Raw genomic sequence first — 23,275 nt, forward strand, 5'->3', positions numbered from 1 at the left:
GGTGTTGGCCGTTGGGGGTGGGTCAGGGGTAGGTGGGGAGGTGGGGGAGGGTGATGCCGAACCACTGGTGGTAGGTCGCGAGCAGGTCGGACTCGGGGATGTGGTCCTCGTGGCGGTGCGGGCCCTCGGTGCGGATGAGGGTGTGGCCGGAGAGGGTCACCCGGTCCGCGCCGTGTTCCAGGGGGAGGGAGATCATCACGTTGCGGGTGAAGTGGGACTTGGGGGAGGTCTGGTGCCACCAGCACATCGGGGTGAAGTCGGGCAGGGGTAGCGGGCGGGGGTCGACCCGGTAGGCGCCGGTGTCGCCGTGCCAGACCTCCACCTCGGCGCCCGCGTCGACCAGGCGGAAGGTGCCGCCCGCGTCCGCCTGGGGCTCGCGGGAGTCCCAGCGCAGCGGGCTCAGGGCGAAGCGGCCGAAGCCGACGTCGGAGAGCCAGACCACGCCCTCCTGGTCGGTCACCAGCAGGGTCAGGTGGTCCTGGGGCGGGCCGAGGCCGGAGCCGTGGAAGACCCGGGCGCCGGCCAGGGTGACCTCGAAGCCGACGGCGCGCAGCAACTCGGCGAACAGGCCGTTGAGTTCGAAGCAGAAGCCGCCCCGGCGGTTGGTGATGATCTTCTCCGCCAGGTCGGCCGGGTCGAGGCTCAACTGGCCGGGCAGGTGGATGCCCAGGTTCTCGAACGGGACCGTGCGCAGATGGCGTCGTTGCAGGTCAGCCAGTGCTTCGGCGGTCGGGGCGGCCGGCAGTTCGGCGCCGATGCGGGCGAGGTAGGCAGCGCGGGTCGTGGTGTCCACGGGGGGAGTCTGCAACCTCGCGCACGCTGGAGGTCCAGCGTTCTTCGTCACCCGGAAGACTCACTTGTGCCGGTCCGAGCACCCGCTGACCCCGGCTCCGCTACCGTCAGCGACTACGCTTGCCGGGTGAGTCGGCCGATGGCCCGAATGGATCACGGCCCTGCGACACCGGCGCGCCCTGACGACAAAGACGAACACCGACCGGCGGAGGCGATGGCGCCGTCCACCGCCGGCGAGGAGGACACGGAATGGCCGACCAGCGCGACAGCCACGCGGAGAACCCGAGCCCCAGCGGGCCGCCCAGCCCGGTGCTGGTGGTGATCCCGACCTACAACGAGCGGGAGAACATCCAGCTCATCGTGGGCAGGCTGCACGCGACATTGCCGGAGGCCAACGTGCTGGTCGTCGACGACGGCAGCCCGGACGGCACCGGCGAGGTCGCCGACGAGATGGCCGCCAGCGACAAGCGCGGCCGCATCCACGTGATGCACCGGACGGAGAAGGCCGGCCTCGGCGCGGCCTACATCGCCGGGTTCAAATGGGCACTGGAGCGCAACTACGCGGCCATCGTGGAGATGGACGCCGACGGCTCGCACGCCCCGGAGGACCTGCCCCGGCTGCTCAACGCCCTGATCGACTCCGACCTGGTGATCGGCTCCCGCTATGTCACCGGCGGCAAGGTGGTCAACTGGCCGAAGCGGCGCGAGATCCTCTCCCGCAGTGCCAACATCTACGCCCAGGTGGCCATCGGCGTCCGGATCAAGGACATCACCGCGGGCTACCGGGCCTACCGCCGCGAGGCCCTCGACAAGATCATCCAGGATGGCGTGACCTCGATCGGCTACTGCTTCCAGATCGACCTGGCCTGGCGCACCGTGCAGGCCGGGTTCCGGGTGGTCGAGGTGCCCATCACCTTCACCGAGCGCGAGATCGGTGTGTCGAAGATGAGCGGCAACATCATCAGCGAGGCACTGCTGCTGGTCGGCAAGTGGGGCGTCAAGCACCGGGCCGGTCAGCTCAAGAAGCTGTTCAGCAGGCGCTGAGTCGCCCGTAGACGCACGAAGGCCGCTCGGGCGGGAGAACCGAGCGGCCTTCGTTTTTTCCTGGTTGCGCGGGAGGTGCGGTGGTGCGTTCTAGTCCGGGTCGATCCAGGTGCGGATCAGGCGGAGGTGGCGCTCCGGCGTCCCCGAAGCTCCTCAAGCCGCTCGGTGAGCAGCTCCTCAAGCTCGGGGATGGAGCGACGCTCGAGCAGCATGTCCCAGTGGGTGCGCGGGGGCTTGACCTTCTTCGCCTCCGGCTGGCTGCCGTCGATCATCTCCGACTCGGTCCCGTGCAGACGACATTCCCAGGTGGAGGGAAGTTCCGCGTCGTCGGCGAACGGGACGTCGAACTCGTGCCCCTTCGGGCAGGCGTACCGCACCGACCGGCGCGGTGCGAGGTCGTGGTTACGGTCGGTCTCGTAGCTGACAGCTCCGAGCCGGCTGCCACGCAGAACGCGGTCGGCCATGACGGTGTCCTTTCGCTCGGCTGAAGACCGCCCGCCTTCAGCTCACGGCGTACTGCTTACAGAGTGCAACAACGAGGGCGTCGTTGTCGTTCCCGGTTTGGCCTAGTTGGTCGCCCTCGGTGATCTATTTCACCTATCAACGAGGACTTCCTCCATAGGGATGTCATCGCCGCAGAGTCATGACGCGTTATCAGCGCATGCTACGGGTAGTTCACCCAGTTGGGGGTAGGTATTGAGGGCTGGTGCAGATCAAGCCAGGCTGAGCTGGCCAACCGGTGTCGAGGTGGGACCAAGCTCACCTAGACGAAAGTGCCGACGGCACAGCACTTGGTAACGGACCGTAGCTCCTGCGTCGCTCTCCTGCTGGGCACGGTCCGTATCCGGTACTGGCTGGTCCGTATCGGTCACCGTGTCCGCGACGAAAACCGTGTCACCCGCTCGGACTATCTGGTTACCCAGGATCCGCGCGTTGAACCGCCCCTGCAAGCCACACCAGCACAGCACCTCCACCTGCACCGCCTGCAGCTCGTCAGCCAGCTCGAACAGCCGCCGAGAGCCTGGGAACAGCTCACTGCGGAAGTCCGTGGCGATGCCGAAGCAGTAGACGTCGACCTGCACCTCATCGGCCAGCTCGGCGAGCTGTTCGACCTGGGCGGCGCTGAGGAACTGCGCCTCGTCGACGATCACGTAGTCGACCCGGCGCCCCTCGGCCCAGCACTGCCGGACCAGTAACACCAGGTCGGTGTCCTCGTGCACCTCCACCGCGTGCCGGGTCACCCCGATCCGGCTGGAGATCTGCGGCTTCCCGGACCGGTCGTGCCGCACGAGCAGCAGGCCGCCCCGGCCCTGGCGGGCCAGGTTGTGGTCGATCTGCAACGCGAGGGTGGACTTGCCGCAGTCCATCGGTCCGTAGAAGAACCGCAGCCGGCCCGAGACGGGCAGCGCCCGCCGCGCTCCGGCCGCGGGCACCGCGGACAGGGCGTCGGTGGGATCCGGTTGGTTGGGTACCGCAAGTACGTCCACGGGCCGTGACCCTAACGTGAGGCCGTTGTTGATCACAGCACCGCCGGTTCGGAGTTGCCGACCGCGCGGATCGCGCGGCGGACCGGAACCAGCCAAACCAGGATGAATCCGACGATGAAAAAGATCATCATGCTCAGGATCGCCAGCCGGAACGAGCCGGTGGCCTGCCCGATCCCGGCGTAGACCAGCGGGCCCAGCCAGGAGGTCGAGCGCTCGCCGATCTCGTACACCGCGAAGTACTGGCCCTCCTTGCCCGCCGGGACCATCTGGCTGAACAGGGACCTGGCCAGCGCGTTGGTGCCGCCGAGCACCAGGCCGATGCCCGCGGCGATGCCGAAGAACTGCAACTGCTCCCCGGCCTGCACGAGGTAGGCCAGCGCGAGCATGATGATCCACACCACCAGGCTGCCCAGGATGGTCTTCTTGGCGCCGATCCGCTTGGCCACCAGGCCGTGCGCGATGCCGCCGATGAAGGCCACGAACTGGGTCATCAGGATGGCCGTGATCAGCGTGGACTGCGGAAGTTTCAGTTCAAGGCTGCCGTACTGGCCCGCCACGTTGGCCACCGTGGAGATGCCGTCGGTGAAGATCAGGTAGGAGCCGAGGAAGGCCAGCGTCAGCGGGAACTTCCTGGCATAGCGCATGGTGTCGCCGAGTTCGCGGAAGCCGCCGCCGATCTTGCCGCCGCCCAGGTCGGCCCGCTCGGGCTTGGGCCGGTCGCGCAGCACCCGCAGCGGCACCAGGGTGAAGGCGGCCCACCAGATCCCGGTGAGGATGAAGCAGGCCCGCACCGCCTCGCTCTGCGCCAGCCCGAACAGCTCGTGGCCCTGGAACAGCCCCAGCTGCAGCGCCAGGCACACCCCGCCGCCGAGGTAGCCGAAGGCCCAGCCCCGTGAGGAGAGCGCGTCGCGTTCGTCCGCGGTGGAGATCTCCGGGATGAAGGCGTAGTAGACCACCACCGAGGTGCCCCAGCAGATGTTGCCGATGGTGAACAGCAACACCCCGATCTGCCAGTTCTGCCCCTCCACCAGCGCGAGCAGGCAGGTGGCCACCGCACCGGTGAAGGCGAACCCGGCCAGCATCCGCCGCTTGTTCTGGCTGCGGTCCGCGATCGCCCCGGCCACCGGCAGCACCAGCACCTGGATCACGGTGGCGAAGGAGAGCAGGTACCCCCACAGCGACCCGGCCGGGAACACCAGGCCCAGGATGCTGACATCGCACTGCACCAGGGTGTTGTCGTTGGCACAGGGGGTCGGCCCGTTGCGCGCGGTGTCCGCCTCGGCCGCGGCGCGCGCGATCGAGGTCAGGTACAGCGACAGGAAAACGGTGACGACCGAGGTCGGGAAAACCGAGTTCGCCCAGTCATACCAACACCATCCGCGTTGGGTCCGGCGCCGGTCCTCCGGCGTGCCGAGCGCGGTGCCCGCAGTGTCCAACCCACTCATCCCCGACCTCCCGGCGCGGTGTGACGTGCCCGCGCAGTGGGGGGACTGTACTGGCCGTGGATGACGAACCGAGCCGCCCGCAAGCGAGTCGTGATTAATCCGGGTATTTACCCCCAATTCGTCACGGTGGATCACCTCAGACCGTGATGTGCGACCCCAGGTCCGGCGTGGCGCGTGATGATCGACAGTGGGGTTCGGGACAATGATCGTCGTGCAGGTCAGGTACCGCTATCGCGTCGAGCCGACACCGGTTCAGCGACAGTTGCTGGCGCGCACGTTCGGCTGTGCCCGGGTGGTGTTCAACGACGCCCTTCGCTGCCGGGAGGCGGCGTACCGGGCTGGTGAGAAGATCACCCCGGCCGAGGTGCAACGCAGGGTGATCACGCAAGCCAAGTCCAGGCTCGAACGAGCCTGGCTGTCCGAGGTCCCCAGCGTGGCGTTGGTGCAGTCGGTGCAGGATGCCCATCGGGCGTTCGCGAACTTCTTCGACTCGATCAAGGGCAGGCGGACCGGCCGCAAGGTCGGCCACCCTCGTCTGAAGGCCCGCAAGGACAACCGTCAGTCGGCACGATTCACCCGCAACGGGTTCAGCCTGCGGCCGAATGGCAGGCTCTACGTCGCCAAGGTCGGGGAGGTGCGGGTCCGGTGGTCTCGCGACCTGCCCTCGAAGCCGTCCTCGGTCACGATCATCCGGGAACCGGACGGCCACCACTACGCCTCGTTCGTGGTCGACGTCCAGCCGCGACCGCTGCTGGTGATCGAGCAGGAAGCCGGGATCGACCTCGGTATCGCCCGGCTGGCGACAGTCGCGGACACCCGTGGAAACCGACGTGACATCGGCAATCCGAGACACCTGTCCCGGCGGCAACGCAAGATCGCCCGACTGGAACGGGAGAAGTCGCGTCGCCTGAAGGGCGGAGCGAATCGGGCGAAGTCTCGTCGCAAGGTCGCTGTTCAGCACAGCAAGACGGCACGAGCCCGGCGGGACTACCACCACAAGCAGGCCCTCACCGTTGTCCGCGAGAACCAAGCGGTCTACGTGGAGGATCTCAACATCGTGGGGATGGTCCGCAACCGTCGGCTGGCCCGAGCACTGCACGACGTGGGTTGGGGGCAGTTCCTCCGGCTGCTGGCGGAGAAGGCTGTGCGCTTCGGCCGGACGGTGCACAGGGTCAACCGGTGGCTGCCTTCGACCAAGACGTGCTCGGGCTGTGGGCATGTCTTGGCGGATCTGCCGCTGAGTGTCCGCACCTGGCGCTGCCCTGTCTGCTCGGCTGTGCACGATCGAGATCACAACGCCGCGATCAACATCCTCGCCGCCGGGCGGGCGGAGAGGCGAAACGCCTGTGGAGCCGGTGTAAGACCTCCTCTTGGGGAGGCGCTCGGTGACGAAGCAGGAAGCACCTGGGCAGCCTGGCCGCCGGGGAATCCGGGCGGCCAAGCCGAGGAGCACGTCAAGAATTCAGGTATTTCCCCTCAATTCGTCACGGTGGATCACCTCAGACCGTGATGTGCGACCCCGGTTCGGCGAACTCCACCGGCCCGGCGAACCGCGCCGCCGCCCGGGTCACCGCGTCGTCAGGGGAGACCGACCGGCCGAGATGGGTCAGCAGCAGCCGACGGGCACCGGCGGCCTGTGCGGTCTCTCCGGCGTCCTCCGGGGTGTGGTGCACCGGGGGCTCGTCGGCTGGGCGCTGGTCGCTCTCGGCCTCGCACAGCAGCAGGTCGCAGCCGCTGGCCAGTTCGGTCAGCGCGGGGCAGGCGGCGGTGTCGCCGGAGAAGACCAGGGAGGCTTCCGGGGACTCGACGCGGACGCCGAAGGCCGGGATGCCGTGGTCGACCGCGCGGCTGGTCAGGGTCAGCTCGCCGAGCTGGACCTGGTGGCCGTCGTGCAGTTCGTGGATGGCGAAGGCGGACTCCACCGGGCTGCGCTCGGGGCCGTTGGTGAGGAAGTTCGCCAGGCGGTCGGCCAGGCCGGGCGGGCAGTACAGCGGCAGCGGGTCGCGGTCGATGTCGGCGTAGCGCAGCGCGTAGTAGGCGGTGAGCAGGTCGGCGGTGTGGTCGGCGTGCGCGTGCGAGATCCAGATCGCGGTCAGCTCGGCCAGGCCGGTGTGGTGCTGCAGCGGGCCCAGGGTGCCGGTGCCGGCGTCCATCCAGACGCGGGTGTCGCCGTTGGTCACCAGGTAGCCGGAGCAGGGGTTGTCCCGGGTGGGGTAGGGCGTGGCGTTGCCCAGGACGGTCAGGGTCAGTTCGTTCACCCGGACAGAGTAGTTCGTGACCATCTCGGTACTCGTGCCGCGGTTGTGACCGGTGTGATCAAGTCCTACGGTGTCCACTATGGACAGACCGGGTCCGCTCCGACTGGTTGCCGTGCTGCTCGCCGCGGGGGCGGGGCTGTTCGCCTTCGATGGCACCGCGGCCGCTGATCCGTCCACAGTGGACTGGCAACGGTTACGGATGTGCGAGTCCACCGATCGGTACCACGTGGACACCGGCAGCGGCTACTACGGCGCCTACCAGTTCGACCTGCCCACCTGGCGCAGTGTCGGCGGCTCCGGCCTGCCGCACCAGGCCAGTCCGGCCGAGCAGGACTTCCGGGCGCTCTACCTGTACCGGATGCGGGGCTGGCAGCCCTGGGAGTGCGCGGGCAAGCTCGGCCTGCGCGATGACCGGGACGCGCGCAGCAAGCGGGTGCCCGACTACGGCGAGGCCAGTTACATCAGCGGCGCGAAGTCGCCGGTGTGGCCGGGCCGGGTGTTCGGGCCGGGGGACTGCCATCCGGCGCTGCGCACCTGGCAGCTGCGGATGAACGCCTATGGCTACGGCTTCACCGGCACCGGCTGCTACCAGGACAAGACCAAGGCCGCGGTGCTGGACCTGCAACGCGCCAACGGCATCAAGGACTCCGGCCTGCTCGGCCCCAGAACCTGGTCCGCCGCCTGGACCGGCAAACCCCCGAGATAACCCCACCCGCGAGTGTTGGCCGTTGTCGTACACCTTGTTGGCCGTTGTGGGCGGTCGGGCGTACCGGAACGGCCAACACCCCGTACGAGAACGGCCAAGACTCCGTACGAGAACGGCCAACACTCGGGTGGGGTGGGGTGGGTTAGTGGGGCCAGAGGGTGCGGGAGCGGAGGACTTCGCGGAGTAGGTCGGGGCGGTCGGTGACCAGGCCGTCGACGCCGACGTCGAGCAGGGCGGTCATCTCCTCGGTGGTGTCGATGGTCCACACGTGCACCTCGATGCCCAGCCGGTGCGCGGCGGCCACGAATCGGTGGTCGACCACCTTCAGCTTGCCCGCACTGGCCGGGACCTGCGCCAGCCTGCCCTTGACCAGCGACTTCACCGCCAGCGGCCGGAACCGGCCGCCCGCCCAGAGCACCCCGGCCGAACGCGGTCCGAGCGCGGTCATCAGCCGCGGGCCTGCCAGCCTGCGCAGCCTCGCCAGCCGCCGTTCGGAGAAGGAGGCCAGGCAGACCCGGTCCCAGGCGCCCAGTCGTTGCAGCAGGCGCAACACCGGGGCGACCGCGGAGTCGGACTTGACGTCGACGTTGAGGTAGGCCTCCGGCAGCTCCTCCAGCAGGTCCTCCAGCCGCGCGATCGGCTCGACGCCACCGACCTTGGCCTGTTTGACCGAGGCCCACAGCTGGTCGGCGACCGCGCCGACACCGTCGGTGGTGCGGTCCAGCAGGTCGTCGTGGTGCACCACGACCACGCCGTCGCTGGTCGCGTGCACGTCGGTCTCCAGGTAACTGAACCCTTCTTTCACGGCCCGTCGGAAGCCGCTCAGCGAGTTCTCCATGCCGGCCAGCTCGTCCAGGTGCCAGCCCCGGTGGGCGAAGGCACGCGGGTAGGGGCCGTCCAGGTACGGGTGCGCGGGGAGCGGGAGGTGAGGCAGCACCCTCTGAGTGTGCACCGGCGGCGTGGCGTGTGAGTGAGCAGGCCGGGTCCGACTAGCGTCTTCACCCATGGAGGTGGTCTCCGGGGTGCCGCTCACGCGTAGGCACGAAGTGCGGCATTGCGCGTGGTGCGGGCGTCCGTTACCCGGTTCCGGCCGCATCGGCCGACCCCGTCGCTACTGCGGTCAGGCCTGCCGGCAACGGGCCTACGAACGGCGCACCCAGGTGCAGCGCGGTGGACTGCCCGAGGACGCGGTGGTGCTCTCCGCGGCCGAACTCGCCGATCTCCAGGACCGGTTGTTCCAGCTACGCTGCGCGGCCGAGGACGTCATGACCGCGGCTGAGGACGGCGTGGAGCTTGCCGAGTTGCAACGAATGGCGGCGGGTCTGGTTGACTCTGCCCGAGGTCTGGAGCGGCTGCGATAGTCGGCAACGGATCTCAGAGCCCGACGGAGGGCTCTTGCCCGCGTGTGCACAGGGAGATGACGATGGCGCCCGGCGGTAAGGAGGCGCAGGTGACGGACCAGGTCGGTGCGGAGGCGGTGCTGCGCACCGTCGACTTCGGCGTGGCGGTCACCGACCTCGGCGGCAGGCTGCGCTGGCTCAACCCGGCCTTCGCGAAACTGCTGCGGATCCCCGAGGAGCAGGCGGTGGGCCGATCGCTGCCCGCGCTGCTGCCCGGCGTGCCCGACGGCCCCTCCAAGGGTGAGCCGGTACTGGCCCCCAACTCCACCGGCGAGCCGCCGACCTGGCTGGAGATCACCTGCACCGCGCTGGAGTCCGGCCACGAGCTGCTCTACCGGGCCGCGGACATCACCCAGTGGCGCGACCGCGAACTACAGGCCGTGCACCAGGCCCAGGCACTGCACCGGGCCCAGGTGCTCGGGCAGATGGGCAACTGGGAGTGGTTCGTCAACGACGACCGGGTGCTCTGGTCGGAGGCGCTGCTGGAGATGCTCGGCTACGAGCCGGGCGCGGCACTGACCTACGCCGGCTACCTGGCGCTGGTGCCGCCGGAGGACCGGCCGCTGGTGGACCGGGCCATCCAGCAGTCCCTGGACACCGGCGAGAAGTTCTCCTACACGCACCGGATCTGCCGTGCGGACAACGGTGATCAGCGGATCTTCGAGTGCTTCGGCGAGGTCATCTGCGACGCCGCCGGCGCCCCGGAGCGGATGCTGGGCACCGCGCGCGATGTCACCCAGTCCCGGCAGCTGCACAGCGAACTGCTGCGGATGGCCGATGAGGACCCGTTGACCGGGCTGCCCAACCGGCGCGCGCTGACCAGGGAGCTGGAGCGGCAACTGGCCTCCGGCGCGGACGGCACGCTGCTGTTGCTGGACCTGGACAACTTCAAGGACGTGAACGACCTGCGCGGGCACGCCGTCGGCGACCGCGTGATGCGCACCCTCGGCGCGGCGCTGCGGGAGAAGCTGCGGCCCGGTCAGCTGCTCGGCCGGCTCGGCGGCGACGAGTTCGCCGTGGTGCTGCCCGGGATCGCGACCGAGGAGGCGGTGGAGATCGCCGAGCGGCTGGGCGCCGCGGTCGCCGCGCTGTCGGTGGTCGCCGGTGGCGCGGCCACCCGGATGACCGCCAGCACCGGCGTCGCCCGCTTCGACCGGGCCGGTGGCTGGGAAGCGGTGCTGGCCAACGCCGACCTGGCGCTGTACGCCTCCAAGGGCAACGGCCGCAACCGGGTCACCGTCTACGATCCGGCGCACTACGCCGACACCGCCAAGCGGGTCTCGGTGCTGGACCGGCTGCGCCGCGCGCTGGAACGTGGCGGGTTCGCCCTGCACGCCATGCCGATGGTGAACCTGCGGACCTCGCGCACGGTCGGCTACGAACTGCTGCTGCGGCTGGAGGACGGCCACTCGCCGACCCCTGGCCCCGCCGAGTTCCTGCCCGCGGCCGAGCGCAGCAACCTGGTGCACGACATCGACCGCTGGGTGCTCGGCGAGGCCATCGACCAGCTGGTGCAGAACCCGGACCCGATGCTGCGCTTCAACGTCAACGTCTCCGGGCGCACCCTGGAGGACGAGGACTTCGCCGCGTTCGTGCTGGACCGGCTGGCCAGCGCCGGGGTCGCCCCGGGCAGGCTGGGCCTGGAGATCACCGAGACGGCCGCGGTGACCAACCTGGACGCCGCCCGCCACCTGGCCGAACAGCTGCGCGCCATCGGCTGCCGGATCACCCTGGACGACTTCGGCTCCGGCTTCGGGTCGTTCGTGCACCTCAAGCATTTGCCGATCACCGGGCTGAAGATCGACGGCGAGTTCGTCCGCGGCATCGACACCGGCAGCAGGGACGGCGTGCTGGTCACCGGCATCATGGAGATCGCCCGCGGCCTCGGCCTGTCCGCGGTGGCCGAGTGGGTCGAGCGGCCCACGCAGGTCGAAGCGCTCACCCGGCTCGGCGTGCGGGTCGCGCAGGGCTTCCACCTGGGACGGCCGCGGCCGTTGCCGGTGGTGCTGGCCGAGCGCAAGGAACAGCAGAACGGCATCCGGCGCGCGTTGCCGATGCCGTCGGAGACCCCGGAACAGCCCGCGGTCCAGCCCTAGAACGGCTTGTGAAACGGCGGTGTACCGGACGCCCCCTGCGTGTCCGGTACACCGCCGTTGTGCTGCGTCAGGACGAGGTCATGAACCACTTGGTGCAGGTGTCCGGCGGGGTGTCGTCGTTGCACAGCTTGATGAACAGGTAGGCGCCGGCCGGCCTGAGCTGGTGGTAGCCGCTGTAGCCGGAGTTGGCCTGGGCGTTGCGGTAGCGCAGCTTGGGCGAGGGCTCGCAGGCGTCGTTCACCGTGCCGCAGGGCTCGCTGCGGTAGCCGACGTCGATGTAGAGGTGGTCGTTGTCCTTGCCGTCGGTGATGCGCACCAGATTCTTCGCGGCGTTGTAATAGAACTCGCCGTTGTACACCCCGTCGTGGACCAGCGAGCGGGAGATGTCGGCCTGGGCGACTCCCGGAATGAGAATCGCGAGAGCGCCGACGAAGAAGGCGGCGATTGCGGTACGCGCTGTCGTGCGCATTGATCTCCCCATGAAAAGTGCGGAGGTGGAATGTCGAACGAGGACGAACTGTGTCAACGGACTGACCGGTCGGCAAGGGGATTGGGGCAGGTGGTCGTCCCGGGATGCTGTCAGGCCGTTGAGCTGCTGTTTTTCGCGGTGTTCGGGATGTCTGGAGAGATGGGGTAGCCTCTCGTCGCCGGCTGGGGAGCGGGGAGGGACAGTGACGGGGGCAACACCTCGTGCTCAGGAGTTGGCGGCGCTGCTCGCGGAACTCAAGAAACGCAGCGGACTGAGTTACGCCGAACTGGGCAGGCGTATACATTCCAGTAGTTCGACCGTGCATCGCTATTGCACTGGGGACTCGGTTCCGGCGACCTATCAGATCGTCGCGGCCATTGCCGGAGAATGCGGAGCGACCGATGCCGAGTTGAATTCGGCGTTGCGGGCCTGGCGGGTGGCCAGCGGTCTCGCGGAGGAACCGGAGCCGGTCCGGACCCCGCCCCGCCGACGGTGGTGGCGGTGGCCGGTGGGAGTGGCCGCGCTGACCGCGGTGGTGGTGCTGGTGGTGGTCTTCGCCGTGCCAGGGGAGGCACCCGCGCCCGCCGCGACGCCGCAGCGGATCGACGGGCCAGCCTGGGAGTTCGACCGCCCGGTGGCCCCCGAACTGTTCGGCGTGACGCTGTCCTCGGCCACCGGTGAGATGCCCGGGTTCCGGGTCGGCAGCCTGCGGTTCTGGGACAGCCGCACCCGCTGGGCCACCCTGCAACCCCGTCCAGGCGAGTACGACTGGAGCGTGCTGGACCGCCTGGTGGACAGCGCCCGCCGGGCCGGGTTGCCCGCGCTGATGGTCTTCGGCGGCACCCCGGAATGGGCCGCGCCGCAGGGGCCGAAGGCGCCCTACGACGACGGTTCCCGGGCCGCGCCGCCGGATGACCTGGCGCGCTGGGAGGAGTTCGTGCGTGCGGTCGGCCAGCGGTACCGCGGTCGGCTGGAGGCATACGAGTTGTGGGTGAGCGCCAACGACCACCGCTACTTCGCCGGGTCGGTGGAGACGCTGGTGGAGATGACCCGGCGGGCCAAGCGGATCCTCGACGAGGTGGACCCGGCCGCGGTGCTGGTCTGCCCGCCGATGGGCCGGTTGTGGGAGGAGGAGGGCCGCGCGGTGCTGCGCCGGTTCGCCCAGCTCGGCGGCTACGACCACTGCGATGTGGCCGGGGTCAAACTGCATCAGCGGCACGCCTCGGATCCGCCGGAGACCATGCTCGCCCTGGTCCGCCAGACCTGGTCGGCGCTGCACGAGGCCGGGGTGCACCCGAGGGTGTGGAACACCAGCACGACGTATGAACTGCCCTCCCAGGGCGCGCTGGACGAGCGGCGCGCGAGTGACTACGCGATGCGCTTCTACCTGGCCGGGATCTACGGCACCAGCCTGAGCCTGGAACGGATGTACTTCTACAACTGGGGCAGCACCAACCTGCCGATCGTGTTGCAGCCCAAGGGCGGCCGCCCGACCAAGGCCGCGCTGGCGGTGGAGGAGCTGCAACGCTGGCTGCACCGGACCCGCACCCGGTCGTGTGGTCATGGGGCGGAGGCCGGGTTGCCGGAGACGGTGTGGCAGTGCGTGCTCGCGGCCGAGGACGGGCGGGTGCTGACGGTGCGGTGGACGCACACCGGGACGGCCTCGACCACGGCACCGGCCGGGACTGAGCTGGTTCGGCTGGCTGACGGGTCGAGCCGGGCGGCGCGGGCGGGGGACGCGGTGGCGGTGTCGGAGACGCCGGTGCTGGTGGAGGGGCGGTAGGTCAGCGGGTGCAGATCGCGGGGCTGGGCTGGTCCGGGTCGCGGAAGTCGCGGTCGAGGGACTCGCAGAGCGCGGTGATCGCGTTGGGGACGGAGATCCGCCAGAGGGTGATGGTGGTGTCGGAGCCGGTGATGGTGAGGGTGCTGCCGTCGGGGTGCCAGGACAGGGCGCGGACTTCCGGCTGATCGCTGTCCAGGGCGGCGAGATTGTCGCCGGTGGGCAGATCCCACAGGTCGACGGTGCGGTTGCCGCTCGGCATGGCCAGTTTTTGGCCGTCGGGGCTGAGGGCGAACCGGTAGTCGAGTTTGGGCGGCGCGGGTATTTCCGCGGTGCGGGTGCCGGTGCGCAGGTCCCACACGACGATGGTGCGGTCCGTGGTGGTGATCGCGAGGTGGTGGCCGCCGATGGAGAAGGTGGGGGATGACGCGCGTAGTGCGTCGAGGTGGCGGGTTTCGCCGGTGAGCAGATCGTGGACCTGGGGCGGAGTGTTGGTCCGGGTCAGGACCAGGTAACGGTTGTCAGGGGTGAAGCCGACGGAGTCGGCCGAGGTGGCCGGGAGGCCGGTGGCCACCAGAGTCTGATCCGCGACCCGGCGCACGGTGGTGGCACTGGCCGAGGCCGGAACCGCGACCTCGGCGACCAGCGTGCCGTCCGGGCTGAGCACCTGGCCAGGGCCGAGGCGGAGCGGCGACGCGGTGCCCAGCAGTGGGGTGCTGGTCGGCGGATCCAGGCGGCCGAGCTGCCAGGTGAGCTGATCGGTGCGTGTTCTCGCCCGCAGGGACTGACCGGTGCGCTCGAAGACCGGAGGCCACTGCCAGTCCAGGTTGTTGTTGGCGTACAACGGAAGCCGGGTGCGGTCCCACAGCGACACCCCCGTGGCGGAGCTGGCCGCGAGCATCCGGCCCACCGGGTCGAAGGTGACCCGCTCGAAGTTGTCGTGCTGCCCGCCGATGGCGAGTCCGGTGGGCCGGTAGGGGCTGCGCAGGGTGAGTCGGCCGTCGTTGGCGATCACCGCCACGGTGTGCGGTTGTGCGGCGAAGGCGATGCCGCGGGGGAATCCGGGTGAGCCGGGGAGTTCGGCGATCAGTTCGCCGGTGTGCACCTGGTGGATCCGTACGGTGCCGTCCCGGGTCGCGGTCGCCAGGTACCGGCCGTCGCGGTGGAAGGCGACGGTGCTGACTGGGCCGAGATCGGGCAGGGCGTGCTGGATCGGCGCCGAGGTCAGTGCGTCCCACAGGGCCAGTTCGCCGTTCTCGGTGATGGTGGCCAGCCGGGTCCGGTCCGGGCTCAGGAGCAGGTCTTTGCTCCGCACCGGCAACGTGCTCACGTCCCTGCCGGTGTCGAGATCGTTGCGGATCGGTGCTCCACCAGGGGTGTGCAGCCACACCTGCCTGCCGTCCGCGGCGAGCGCGATTCCCTCGGTCTGGTACTGCCACGGGCGGTCCAACCCGGCGGATTTCCTGATCACCGGGTTCCATCGGCTGACCCAGGAACCTCGCCGGACCAGCAGGTCGCCGCCCGAGGGGAAGTAGTCGAGCACCAGGAGTTCGGGGTCGTTGTCCTCGATCATGCGGCGGCTGGCGGTGTCCCAGCGGACGTTGTCGGTCAGCACCTGGTCGCCTGTGGGACTGAAGGCGATCCTCCTGGTCTGTCGCAAGTTGAGGCGGGCGTGTTCCGGTGGGGTGTTGGCGAGTTTGAGCAGCAGGCCGCGGGATTGTTCGGTTTCGGCGGCGTCGTGGGCGGCCAGGGCGAGGCGGATGGCTTGGCCGGTGTCGGAGTTCAGGCGGAGTTGGGCTTCGGCGGTGAGTTGGCGGGAGGTGGCCAGGCGTTCCTGGTCGTAGGCCACGCTGGCGATGCCGGTGGCGGCGATCAGCAGCACGGCCAGGGCAGCGGCGAGTAGGCGGAGTTGCCTGGTGTGGCGGCGGGTTCGGCGTTGGTCGGCGTGTTCGGCGGACTGGCTCGCGGTCAGGAAGTCCTGTTCCCTGGTGCTGAGCAACGGGTTCTCCCGGGTGGTCCAGGACCGGGCCAGGGACAGGCGGGTGCCGCGGTAGAGGGTGCTGGGGTCGCGGGCGAGGCGATGCCATTCGGTGGCGGCCTCGCTGAGGGCGCGGTGCAGGCGCAGGCCCTCGCGGTCCTCGGTGAGCCAGGTGTGCAGGCGGGGCCAGGCCTGGAGCAGGGCCTCGTGGGTGATTTCCAGGCCGTGTTCGTCGGTGACCAGCAGGCGGGCCGTGGCGAAGTGTTCGACCACGGTGGCCAGGGTGGCGGCCTCGCCGTCGAGTTCGGTGTGCGGGATGCGGCGTTTGGTGTCCTCGGTGCCCTCGCCGGGGGCGGTGAGGCGGCGGAACAGCTGGCGGGTGGCCTGTCGCTGGGGTTCGGTGAGGGTGGTGAAGATGGCCTCGGCGGTGTTGGCCAGGGCATGGTCCAGGCCGCCGGTGGACTCGAAACCGGCCAGGGTCAGGGTGTTGCCGCGGCGGCGGCGCCAGGTTTCCAGCAGGGCGTGCGAGAGCAGTGGCAGGGCGCCGGGGCCGGTGGTGGCGACCAGGTGGGTGAGCAGGGCGCTCTCCACCGCGCAACCGGCGTGCCGGGCGGGGCCGGTGATGGCCCGGCGGAGTTCCTCCGGGGTCATCGGGCCGACGGTGAACACGTTGTCGCGCAGCAGGTCGGCCAGTTGCGGGGTGCCCGCGCAGTGCGGGTAGAAGTCGGCGCGGATGCCCAGGATGACCCGGCACTGGCTGCGCTCGGACTCGGCGGTGGCGCACAGGGTGGCGATGAACCCGGCGCGCTCGGACTCCTCCAGGCCGCTGGTGAAGAGTTCCTCGAACTGGTCCACGATCAGCACCACCTCGCCCTCGCCCGCGACCTGGCGGGTCAGGCGGTACAGCGCGCGGGGGTCGGTGCGGAGTTCGTCCCGGATCGAGCCGGGGGACAGGCCGAGCGGGGTGGCCAGGGCCAGCGCGCATTCCTCCCACGGGTCCGCGCCCGGGGTGAACAGGATCGGGCGGGCGGACAGGCGGGGGAGCAGGCCGGCGCGCAGCAGGGAGGACTTGCCAGCGCCGGAGGCGCCGAACACGGCGAGCAGGCGGTGGTCGGCCAGCCGGGCGCACAGGTCGGTGATGAGGCGGTCGCGGCCGAAGAACCGGTCGGCGTCGGCCACACCGAAGGCGGCCAGGCCCACGTAGGGGGCGGTGGCCTCGGTCTCGGGTTCGGGTGGCGGGCCGGCGAGCTGGGCGGTGAGGCGGCGCCAGCGGGGTTCCCAGTCGGCGGGGGTGCCGCCGCAGGCCCGGACGTAGGCCAGGGTGACCGCGAGGCTGGGCAGCTTCGCGCCGCTGGCCGCGTCGGCCAGGGTGGTGGCGGAGTAGTGCGCCGTCCCGGCCAGTGCGCGGTAGGACGGGCTGCCCGCGGCCGCGCGCAGCCGCCGCAGTGCCAGGGCGAACTCGACCAGGGGCGAGCCGTTGGCTTCGAGGGGTTTCTCCGCACGGGGCATGTCACCGGATTGTCCGGAGCCGGGTTGTCCGGCGCCGAGGAACCGCACCGGACAACCCGAATTCCGTACTACAGCACCGTGCGCAGGAACTCCGCGAGGGTGGTGCTGGGGCGGCCGGTCAGCCGAGGGACGTGGTGGGTGAACACGTCGGCCCAGCCCTCGACCGTGCTCTGCCAGAACAGCTCGCCCGCGCGCAGGGCGTCCGGGTTGTCCCTGGCGGGCGCGGGCAGGCGGGCGGCGAAGGACTCCAGGGGCTCGTCGACGGTCGGGTCGTGGCGGACCGGGCGGCCGGTGGCCTCGGCCAGGGCGGCGGCGATGCCCGCGTGGTCCAGGGGTTGCGGGCCGGTGAGGTCGAGGATCTGGCCGTCGTGGCCGCCCTTGGCCAGCACGGCGGCGCCGGCGGCGGCCAGGTCGTCGCGGGTGACGTAGGCGGCGTGGCCGGAGCCCAGGGTGCCGGGCAGGACGCCGGTCTTGGCGGCCTCGCGCAGCGGCAGCAGGAGCTGGAGCATGTCCATGTAGATGCCGTTGCGCAGCAGGGTGAACGGCAGGCCGGAGTCGAGCAGCAGCCGTTCGGTCTCGCGGTGCTCGAACAGGATCGGGCTGGCGTTGCCCGGCTCGCCCGCGCGGATCATCGAGGTGTACAGGAAACCGCCGACCCCGGCCTGCTTGGCGGCGGTGATCGCGTTGGCGTGCTGGGCGGTGCGGCGGCCGACCGCGTCGGTGGCGATGACCAGCACCCGCTCGGCGCCCGCGAAGTGCGGCAGCAGGGATACCGGCTGGTCCAGGTCGCCGTAGCGGGCCTGGACACCCAGGTCGGCGAGCTTGTCCGGGGTGCGGGACAAGGCGATGATCTTGCCAGCGTCCACGTGCTCGCGCAGGTGGGTGACGATGCGGCGGCCGAGCTGGCCGGAGGCGCCGGTGACGACGTGCATGGCTGGTTCCCTCTCGCTGATGTGCTGATCAATCGAGAGGGAACCAGCGTTGCGGTCAGCCGGTAAGAAGGCACATTGATGTGCCTGCCTCGCTAGGCGTTGAGCCTGCGGGACACCAGCTGCCCGTCGCCGCGGCGGATGCCGGCCACCAGCACGCCGTCGGTGCCCGCACTGGCGGCCACCGGGCCGGTCAGCGCGCCACCCAGGTCCTGCCAGGCCGTCCAGCTGCCGCCGTCGAGGTGGCTGCCGAACAGGCGGCCGTCGCGGTCCAGGCCGAGCAGCCAGGAACCGGCGCCGGTCAGGCCGACGGTCGGGTCCAGGCGCGGGCCGGTGGGCAGGGCGCGCCAGGGCTGCCAGCGCACCGCCAGTTCGCCGGTCAGCTCGATCGCCTCGAAGGCCCGGCCCGCCGGGTCCAGCACCAGTGCCCTGACCACGCCGTGCGGATCGCGGAAGGCCAGCGGGTGACTGCCGGGCTGGGCGCCCAGGTCCTGCCAGGCCGTCCAGCCGCTGGCGCCGCCGGGGCCGGTCTGCGCGCTCCACCGCACGTACCCGGTGAGCCCGGTGGCGAGCACCACGAGCTGGTCGCTGCCGTGGAAACTGCGTCCGCACACACTCGGCGGACCGCCCAGCCGACCCGACCCCACCTGCATCAGTCCGGCCCACGGGCCGCCCGGCCAGTGCGCCCAGGCCTGCATCAGCTTGCGCTGGCGCTGGAAATCCCCGCGGGCGAACAACTCCAGCCTGCCGTCGGTGTGCGCCGCGCCCACCGGATCGCCGTCGATCCCTTCCCCGCCAAGGTGTTCCCAGCGGGGGAAGCCGCCGTCGGCCTCCTGGCGGCTGCGCAGCACCCGGCCGGTGGCGTCGGCGGCCAGGATCTCCAGCCGCCGCGCCCCGGCGAGTACCACCACCCTGGCCTGGGCGCCGATCGGCTCCGGCCGGACCGGCCGCCAGCCGCCGCCGATGGTGTTGGTGCTGTGCAGGATCCGGCGTTCGTCGGCGACGAAGACCTGGTTGCCGGCCAGCGCGGGTGGGCCGCCCGCGCGGATGCCGCCGTCCGTCCACTGTGTCCAGTCGACAGGGCGGTCGATCTCCAGGCCGCGGCGGCGGGTGAAGGCGGTGCTGAAGGTGGTGGACTCGCCCTCGGCGGTGGCGAGTTCGCGCCGCCAGCCGGTCAGCGCGCCGCCGAACAGCTGGGTGACGGCCGCGCTGTCGAGTTCGTTGAGCTGGCCCCAGTGCAGCCGTCCGCCGTGCCGGATCGCGAGTTCGTGCAACAGGGTCAGCGCCATCCGGTTGCCGCGCAGCCCGCGCAGCATGGCCACCTCGATCGCGCAGGACCGCTCGAACGGGGCCGGGGCCAGTAGCGAGGTGCTGCCACGCAGGAACCGCAGCGAGACGTACCCGCCGAGCGCGATCCCGTGCGCCCGCAGGGTTTCGAACACACCCAGCACCCCGTCCACCCGGGCGGTCAGGTCGGCGTCGGCGGGGAAGAAGAGTTCGGCGAAGTCCATCCGGAAGCAGTCGGAGTCGTAGTCGAAGAAGTCGCCGACCTCCCACCGGGTGCCGTGCACCAGCCAGGGCTGGTTGTCCGAGGGCCGCCGGGACGGTTTGAGCGCGTCGGTCACCGCCGAGGTGGCCACCTCCACCAGCTGCGGCAGGCCGAGGGTGGTGGTCAGGTTCAGCAGATCGGAGAGCACATCGCCCAGGCGGCGGTCGGTGGGCAGGCCGAGGAGTTTGGCCACATCGGCCAGCAGCGGCGGCAACTCCCTGGCGCACAAGGCCTGCCCGATCTCCGGCGGCAGCGGCGAGCGGGAACGTTCGTCGAGCACCGGGGTGCTGGCCTGATCGCCCAGCCCGAAGGCGCGGCCTGCCACCGGGAGTTCGGTGCGTGGCAGTGATTTCCGTTGGCTCACCAGGCATTTGCGGTCGCCGTCGGCCTGGGTGACCGGGTTGATCAGGACCTCCAGGAACTCGTCCCCGGCCACCGCCTGCTCGATCCGCGCGCCCAGCCCGGGGGCCAGTCCCCGCCAGGTGGTCGGCCACCGGTGCTCGACCAGTGCCACCTCGGTCTCGTCGTGCACGGCCAGCACCGCGGTGTGCACGATGCCGAAGCGGCCCAGCGACAGCACCGCCGCGTCCAGGGCCGCGTCACCGCGGAGTTCCCGCACGGTGGCGCCCGGCGGCAGCTCACCCTCGGCGATCAGGTTGTCCCGCAACAGGTTGACCTCCACCACGGCGGTGCGCTGCACCAGCGTGAGCTGCCCGCCGGAGCCGACCAGCAGCAGTGCGTGCAGGTAGTCGCCGATGGCCGGGCGGGCCGCGTCCCCGCCGTGTGTGCCGGTGCCCACCGCCCCGGCCAGGCTCTGCCCGCCCGAACCACCCAGCGTCGGCATGGTCCACCGCCTGCCGCGGGACAACCCCGCCGGCAGGCCGGGCCTGCCGTCCGGACGGGGTATGCCGTCCAGGGCCAGGCACAGGTTGCGGATGGTGATGCCCCCGCCCACCGCCACCAGCAGCCGATCCGCCGGTCCCGGCTGGGTGATGGCGGCCTGCACCGCCGCTGGGAACCCGGACAGCGCCTCGGTGCGCACCATCACCCCCTCGCAGTGCGCGGGCGCGGAATAGGCCCAGGCCGAGCCGACCGCGTGCACCGGCAACCCGGCCGCCTCCGCCTCCCGCACCACCTGGCACAGCTCGGCCAGGCTCTTCGGCGTGGCGAACTCGGCCACCGGGGCCTCGATGTTCTGGGTCCAGTTCTGGAACGTGTCCATACAGACGATCCCCCTCGTCAGTCCTCCCCGCGTGCACCCTTTCGAGGCGCATGCGAGCTGACAAGTCCCTTCCGGGCAGACCTGGGGGCACCCTCGTGCTGCCACCCGCCCGCCGGGGGCCACGGGGCAGGGCCTACCTTGTCATGATCGTGTGAAGCTGGAGGGTGGCCCGATGGGGGACAACGAGTTCGGCGCGCTGTGGGAGCGCTCAACAGGCGAGCAGATGCTGGTGGCCATGGCCGATGGCCGGGCCCCGCTGCCCAGGCACGCGGTGCCGATCGGGCTGAGCCTGCGCGAGGTGGTGCGCGGCCGGGTCACGCTGCGCTGGAAGCCGACCGAGGACGCCTGCAACTCCGCCGGTCAGGTGCACGGCGGCTACCTGGCCATGGTCCTGGACGACGCGGGCGCGATGTCCTGCGTGACGCTGACCGACCGGTACCGGCCGATGCTGACCATGAGCCTGCACATCGACTACCTGCGGCCGGTGCTGGCCGGGGTGGAGTACGTGGCCACCGGCGTGGTCGTGCACCCGGGCAAGCGGCGGATGCTGGCCGACGCGGAGATCACCGACGCCCAGGGCCGCCGGGTCGCGCGCGCCAGCGGCAGCTTCACCCCAAACCTGAGCTACAACGGCAACGCCTAACCACCCCACACCGTGTTGGCCGTTCTCGTACGGTGTGTTGGCCGAACTGGACGGTGTGTTGGCCGTTGTGGTCGGTGTGTTGGCCGGAGGGTGTACCAGTTCGGCCAACACCGGGTACGAGAACGGCCAAGACTGGGTACGAGAACGGCCAACACGCGGGTTGGGGATGGACGCCGCGCGGCGGCCCCTGCGCCACCGCGCGGCGTCCTGGTCTCAGCCGCCGTGGCTGCGGCGGGCGAAGGATTCGGCGTAGGCCCGGGTGCGGAAGGCCAGCACCGGGTCGTCGGACAGGTCGATGCCGGGGGTCACGCGGGTGGGGTCGAAGACCTGGCCCGCCCAGTGCTCCTGGTCGGCGGAGGTCGCGGTGATGTCCAGGTGTCCCACCGCGATCTCGGTCCGCTCGGCCGGCCAGGCCTTGGTGCAGTCGTTGGTCGGGTCGCCGTCCTCACCGAGCTGCACGTGCAGGGTGAACCGGACCGGGCCGTCCAGCAGGCGCTGGGTCAGCTCGTCGGTCAGGTACTCCGGGGTCTGGTGGCCCGCGTCCTCGGGGGACAGCTCCTGCAGGCCCGCGGCCGGCTCCCAGCGGTAGCGCACGTACCGGGACTCGCCTGCGGCGTTGGTCCAGCGGAAGGCGTGGATGGCCCAGTACTTCGCGGTGCCGTAGCTGACCGGGATGGGCATCGCGCCGGCCGCGGTGAAGCCGGGGATCGCCTCCGGGTTGTCCTTGATGTAGGCGCCCAGCAGCGCCGGGTCGTTCTGCCCGGTGTGCGGGTCCTTCTTCAGCGCGCCCAGCAGCTTGACGAAGTGCTCCGGGGTGGAGACCACGAACACCGGCAGGTTCACCGCGACCAGGTCGGTGTCCACGCCGTGCCCGAGGTGGAACTTCACCGCGATGCCGCGGCCGGAGCGACGGCCGTCCGGGCTGTGCGGGTTGCCCTCGGAGTTGGAGAAGCGAACGGTGGCCGGGACCGGCTCCTGCTGCAGGTGGGCTGCGGTGGTCAGTTCGGCGGCGGCGCCGGTGGGGGTGAAGGTGGCGTCGAAGCAGACCCCGCGGGCGTGCGCCCTGCGGTACCCGGGGTGGGTGCCGGAGACCTGTTCCATGCCGTCAACGGCGTCGACAGCAAGGTCGTGCGTGGTGGGAGAGCTGGTCATAGTCGCAGCGTAAGCGCTTTCCAACCGGGGGATGTCCTACAAAACGCCGAGCTGGGTTCAGCATCCTGGAAGACATCGTGGGCTTGCTCACGACGAACGTGTTCGTAACGAACATGTTCGTTATAGTGGTGCCATGTCGCCCACCAGTGATCAACCGCGCAGCCGCCGTGAGCGCCCGGCCAAGCCCGCGCTGAGTCGTGAGTCGATCATCGGCGCCGCGCTGGAACTGGTGCGTGCCGAGGGTTTGCAGCGGGTCACCATGCGCCGCCTGGCCCAGGAACTCGACACCGGCGCGGCCTCGCTCTACGTCTACGTGCGCAACACCGCCGAACTGCACGCCGCGGTGCTGGACGAGCTGCTCGCCACGGTCGACCGGGGCACGCGCGGGGACTGGCGGACCCGCCTGGAACGGCTGCTCACCTCCTACACCAAGGTGCTCTTCACCCACCCCGGCCTGGCCCAGTCCGCGCTGCTCGCCCGGCCGTCCGGACCGCACTACCTGAACCTGCTCGAGACCATGCTCGCGCTGCTGGCCGAGGGCGGGATCCCGCCCGGCGCGGCGGCCTGGGGCGTGGACCTGCTGCTCCAGCACGCCACCGCGACCGCGGCCGAACACAGCGAGGCGGCCCAGGATCCGGCTGACTGGGCAGCGTTGTCCTCGGCAATCCAGCGCGTCCCGCCGGAGACCCACCCGCGGATCGCCGCGGCCGGGCAGGACCTGCTCTCCGGCACCCCGGAACAGCGGCTGTCCTGGGGTTTCCAGCTACTGATCAACGGGCTCGCGCACACCCCGCGCCCCACCGACTGAGGAGTCCA

General features: G+C 70.7%; 19 protein-coding genes and 1 pseudogene. 9 read left to right on the plus strand and 11 right to left on the minus strand.

Annotated elements, in window-relative coordinates; genetic code table 11:
• Positions 1–22: 22 nt before the first annotated feature.
• Complete coding sequence (locus HNR67_RS24895) at positions 23–793, minus strand: arylamine N-acetyltransferase family protein (RefSeq protein WP_185004639.1); 771 nt, start codon at positions 791–793, stop codon at positions 23–25.
• Between the two features lie 248 nt (positions 794–1,041).
• Here HNR67_RS24895 and HNR67_RS24900 point away from each other — a divergent pair, with 248 nt between their 5' ends.
• On the plus strand, positions 1,042–1,836 hold the full coding sequence (locus HNR67_RS24900) for a polyprenol monophosphomannose synthase (RefSeq protein ID WP_185004640.1): 795 nt from the start codon (positions 1,042–1,044) through the stop codon (positions 1,834–1,836).
• A gap of 116 nt (positions 1,837–1,952) precedes the next feature.
• On the opposite strand, the gene HNR67_RS24905 is transcribed toward HNR67_RS24900, so the two are convergent.
• The 3 genes from HNR67_RS24905 to HNR67_RS24915 all read right to left on the minus strand — a co-directional run bounded on the left by HNR67_RS24905 (position 1,953) and on the right by HNR67_RS24915 (position 4,768).
• Entirely contained in the window at positions 1,953–2,300 is a 348-nt protein-coding gene (locus tag HNR67_RS24905) for an RNA polymerase-binding protein RbpA (RefSeq protein ID WP_185004641.1), read from the minus strand.
• Positions 2,301–2,549: 249 nt separating this feature from the next.
• Positions 2,550–3,323 carry a thymidine kinase gene (locus HNR67_RS24910; protein WP_185004642.1) on the minus strand — a complete coding sequence of 258 codons (774 nt, stop codon included), beginning with the start codon at positions 3,321–3,323 and terminating at the stop codon, positions 2,550–2,552.
• A gap of 32 nt (positions 3,324–3,355) precedes the next feature.
• Complete coding sequence (locus tag HNR67_RS24915; RefSeq protein WP_185004643.1) at positions 3,356–4,768, minus strand: MFS transporter; 1,413 nt, start codon at positions 4,766–4,768, stop codon at positions 3,356–3,358.
• A 202-nt stretch (positions 4,769–4,970) separates the two neighbouring features.
• Between HNR67_RS24915 and HNR67_RS24920 the strand changes: the two genes are divergently transcribed.
• Positions 4,971–6,278: an RNA-guided endonuclease InsQ/TnpB family protein gene (locus HNR67_RS24920; protein ID WP_221490040.1), complete on the plus strand. Its 1,308-nt coding sequence runs from the start codon at positions 4,971–4,973 to the stop codon at positions 6,276–6,278.
• Here the strand turns inward: HNR67_RS24920 and HNR67_RS24925 are convergent.
• The gene (locus HNR67_RS24925) at positions 6,268–7,026 is read right to left on the minus strand and encodes an MBL fold metallo-hydrolase (protein WP_312987976.1); all 759 of its coding nucleotides are present in this window, start codon (positions 7,024–7,026) and stop codon (positions 6,268–6,270) included. The two genes, HNR67_RS24920 and HNR67_RS24925, sit on opposite strands and share 11 nt — an antisense overlap.
• A gap of 79 nt (positions 7,027–7,105) precedes the next feature.
• On the opposite strand from HNR67_RS24925, the gene HNR67_RS24930 reads away from it, so the two are divergent.
• Positions 7,106–7,732 (plus strand): transglycosylase family protein, encoded by a 627-nt coding sequence (locus HNR67_RS24930; protein WP_185004645.1) that lies wholly within the window; start codon positions 7,106–7,108, stop codon positions 7,730–7,732.
• 142 nt (positions 7,733–7,874) lie between these two features.
• On the opposite strand, the gene HNR67_RS24935 is transcribed toward HNR67_RS24930, so the two are convergent.
• Complete coding sequence (locus tag HNR67_RS24935; protein ID WP_312987978.1) at positions 7,875–8,669, minus strand: glycerophosphodiester phosphodiesterase family protein; 795 nt, start codon at positions 8,667–8,669, stop codon at positions 7,875–7,877.
• 67 nt (positions 8,670–8,736) lie between these two features.
• Here HNR67_RS24935 and HNR67_RS24940 point away from each other — a divergent pair, with 67 nt between their 5' ends.
• Together HNR67_RS24940 and HNR67_RS24945 are read left to right on the plus strand one after the other, a co-directional pair.
• Positions 8,737–9,093, plus strand: coding sequence for a hypothetical protein (locus tag HNR67_RS24940; RefSeq protein WP_185004647.1), 357 nt, complete (start codon positions 8,737–8,739; stop codon positions 9,091–9,093).
• A gap of 89 nt (positions 9,094–9,182) precedes the next feature.
• Entirely contained in the window at positions 9,183–11,228 is a 2,046-nt protein-coding gene (locus HNR67_RS24945; protein WP_312987981.1) for a putative bifunctional diguanylate cyclase/phosphodiesterase, read from the plus strand.
• A gap of 67 nt (positions 11,229–11,295) precedes the next feature.
• Here the strand turns inward: HNR67_RS24945 and HNR67_RS24950 are convergent, their stop codons facing one another.
• Positions 11,296–11,697: a hypothetical protein gene (locus tag HNR67_RS24950; RefSeq protein ID WP_185004649.1), complete on the minus strand. Its 402-nt coding sequence runs from the start codon at positions 11,695–11,697 to the stop codon at positions 11,296–11,298.
• Positions 11,698–11,707: 10 nt separating this feature from the next.
• On the opposite strand from HNR67_RS24950, the pseudogene HNR67_RS46725 reads away from it, so the two are divergent.
• Together HNR67_RS46725 and HNR67_RS24955 are read left to right on the plus strand one after the other, a co-directional pair.
• Positions 11,708–12,100: pseudogene (locus tag HNR67_RS46725) on the plus strand (helix-turn-helix domain-containing protein); the annotation flags it as partial.
• A gap of 105 nt (positions 12,101–12,205) precedes the next feature.
• Complete coding sequence (locus tag HNR67_RS24955) at positions 12,206–13,480, plus strand: beta-galactosidase (RefSeq protein WP_312987983.1); 1,275 nt, start codon at positions 12,206–12,208, stop codon at positions 13,478–13,480.
• A gap of 1 nt (position 13,481) precedes the next feature.
• On the opposite strand, the gene HNR67_RS24960 is transcribed toward HNR67_RS24955, so the two are convergent.
• The 3 genes from HNR67_RS24960 to HNR67_RS45800 form a co-directional block, all read right to left on the minus strand.
• Complete coding sequence (locus HNR67_RS24960; protein ID WP_185004651.1) at positions 13,482–16,964, minus strand: nSTAND1 domain-containing NTPase; 3,483 nt, start codon at positions 16,962–16,964, stop codon at positions 13,482–13,484.
• Between the two features lie 68 nt (positions 16,965–17,032).
• Entirely contained in the window at positions 17,033–17,896 is an 864-nt protein-coding gene (locus tag HNR67_RS24965; protein ID WP_185004652.1) for an NAD(P)H-binding protein, read from the minus strand.
• Between the two features lie 92 nt (positions 17,897–17,988).
• Positions 17,989–20,664, minus strand: coding sequence for a hypothetical protein (locus HNR67_RS45800; RefSeq protein ID WP_185004653.1), 2,676 nt, complete (start codon positions 20,662–20,664; stop codon positions 17,989–17,991).
• A gap of 172 nt (positions 20,665–20,836) precedes the next feature.
• Here HNR67_RS45800 and HNR67_RS24975 point away from each other — a divergent pair, with 172 nt between their 5' ends.
• Positions 20,837–21,307 (plus strand): PaaI family thioesterase, encoded by a 471-nt coding sequence (locus HNR67_RS24975; protein WP_185004654.1) that lies wholly within the window; start codon positions 20,837–20,839, stop codon positions 21,305–21,307.
• Positions 21,308–21,520: 213 nt separating this feature from the next.
• Here HNR67_RS24975 and HNR67_RS24980 read toward each other — a convergent pair whose 3' ends face one another.
• Positions 21,521–22,459 carry a catalase family peroxidase gene (locus HNR67_RS24980; protein ID WP_185004655.1) on the minus strand — a complete coding sequence of 313 codons (939 nt, stop codon included), beginning with the start codon at positions 22,457–22,459 and terminating at the stop codon, positions 21,521–21,523.
• Between the two features lie 133 nt (positions 22,460–22,592).
• Here HNR67_RS24980 and HNR67_RS24985 point away from each other — a divergent pair, with 133 nt between their 5' ends.
• Entirely contained in the window at positions 22,593–23,267 is a 675-nt protein-coding gene (locus HNR67_RS24985) for a TetR/AcrR family transcriptional regulator (protein WP_185004656.1), read from the plus strand.
• The last annotated feature ends 8 nt before the right edge of the window (positions 23,268–23,275 follow it).

This window comes from Crossiella cryophila, from assembly GCF_014204915.1.
Classification (GTDB): domain Bacteria; phylum Actinomycetota; class Actinomycetes; order Mycobacteriales; family Pseudonocardiaceae; genus Crossiella; species Crossiella cryophila.

Excerpts from the sequence above, each read along its gene's own strand:
- HNR67_RS24900 (WP_185004640.1), top strand. The coding sequence starts at position 1,042 with ATGGCCGACCAGCGCGACAGCCACGCGGAGAACCCGAGCCCCAGCGGG.
- HNR67_RS24905 (WP_185004641.1), bottom strand. The coding sequence starts at position 2,300 with ATGGCCGACCGCGTTCTGCGTGGCAGCCGGCTCGGAGCTGTCAGCTAC.
- HNR67_RS24915 (WP_185004643.1), bottom strand. The coding sequence starts at position 4,768 with ATGAGTGGGTTGGACACTGCGGGCACCGCGCTCGGCACGCCGGAGGAC.
- HNR67_RS24920 (WP_221490040.1), top strand. The coding sequence starts at position 4,971 with ATGATCGTCGTGCAGGTCAGGTACCGCTATCGCGTCGAGCCGACACCG.
- HNR67_RS24930 (WP_185004645.1), top strand. The coding sequence starts at position 7,106 with ATGGACAGACCGGGTCCGCTCCGACTGGTTGCCGTGCTGCTCGCCGCG.
- HNR67_RS24940 (WP_185004647.1), top strand. The coding sequence starts at position 8,737 with ATGGAGGTGGTCTCCGGGGTGCCGCTCACGCGTAGGCACGAAGTGCGG.
- HNR67_RS24950 (WP_185004649.1), bottom strand. The coding sequence starts at position 11,697 with ATGCGCACGACAGCGCGTACCGCAATCGCCGCCTTCTTCGTCGGCGCT.
- HNR67_RS24960 (WP_185004651.1), bottom strand. The coding sequence starts at position 16,964 with ATGCCCCGTGCGGAGAAACCCCTCGAAGCCAACGGCTCGCCCCTGGTC.
- HNR67_RS24965 (WP_185004652.1), bottom strand. The coding sequence starts at position 17,896 with ATGCACGTCGTCACCGGCGCCTCCGGCCAGCTCGGCCGCCGCATCGTC.
- HNR67_RS45800 (WP_185004653.1), bottom strand. The coding sequence starts at position 20,664 with ATGGACACGTTCCAGAACTGGACCCAGAACATCGAGGCCCCGGTGGCC.
- HNR67_RS24975 (WP_185004654.1), top strand. The coding sequence starts at position 20,837 with ATGGGGGACAACGAGTTCGGCGCGCTGTGGGAGCGCTCAACAGGCGAG.
- HNR67_RS24980 (WP_185004655.1), bottom strand. The coding sequence starts at position 22,459 with ATGACCAGCTCTCCCACCACGCACGACCTTGCTGTCGACGCCGTTGAC.
- HNR67_RS24985 (WP_185004656.1), top strand. The coding sequence starts at position 22,593 with ATGTCGCCCACCAGTGATCAACCGCGCAGCCGCCGTGAGCGCCCGGCC.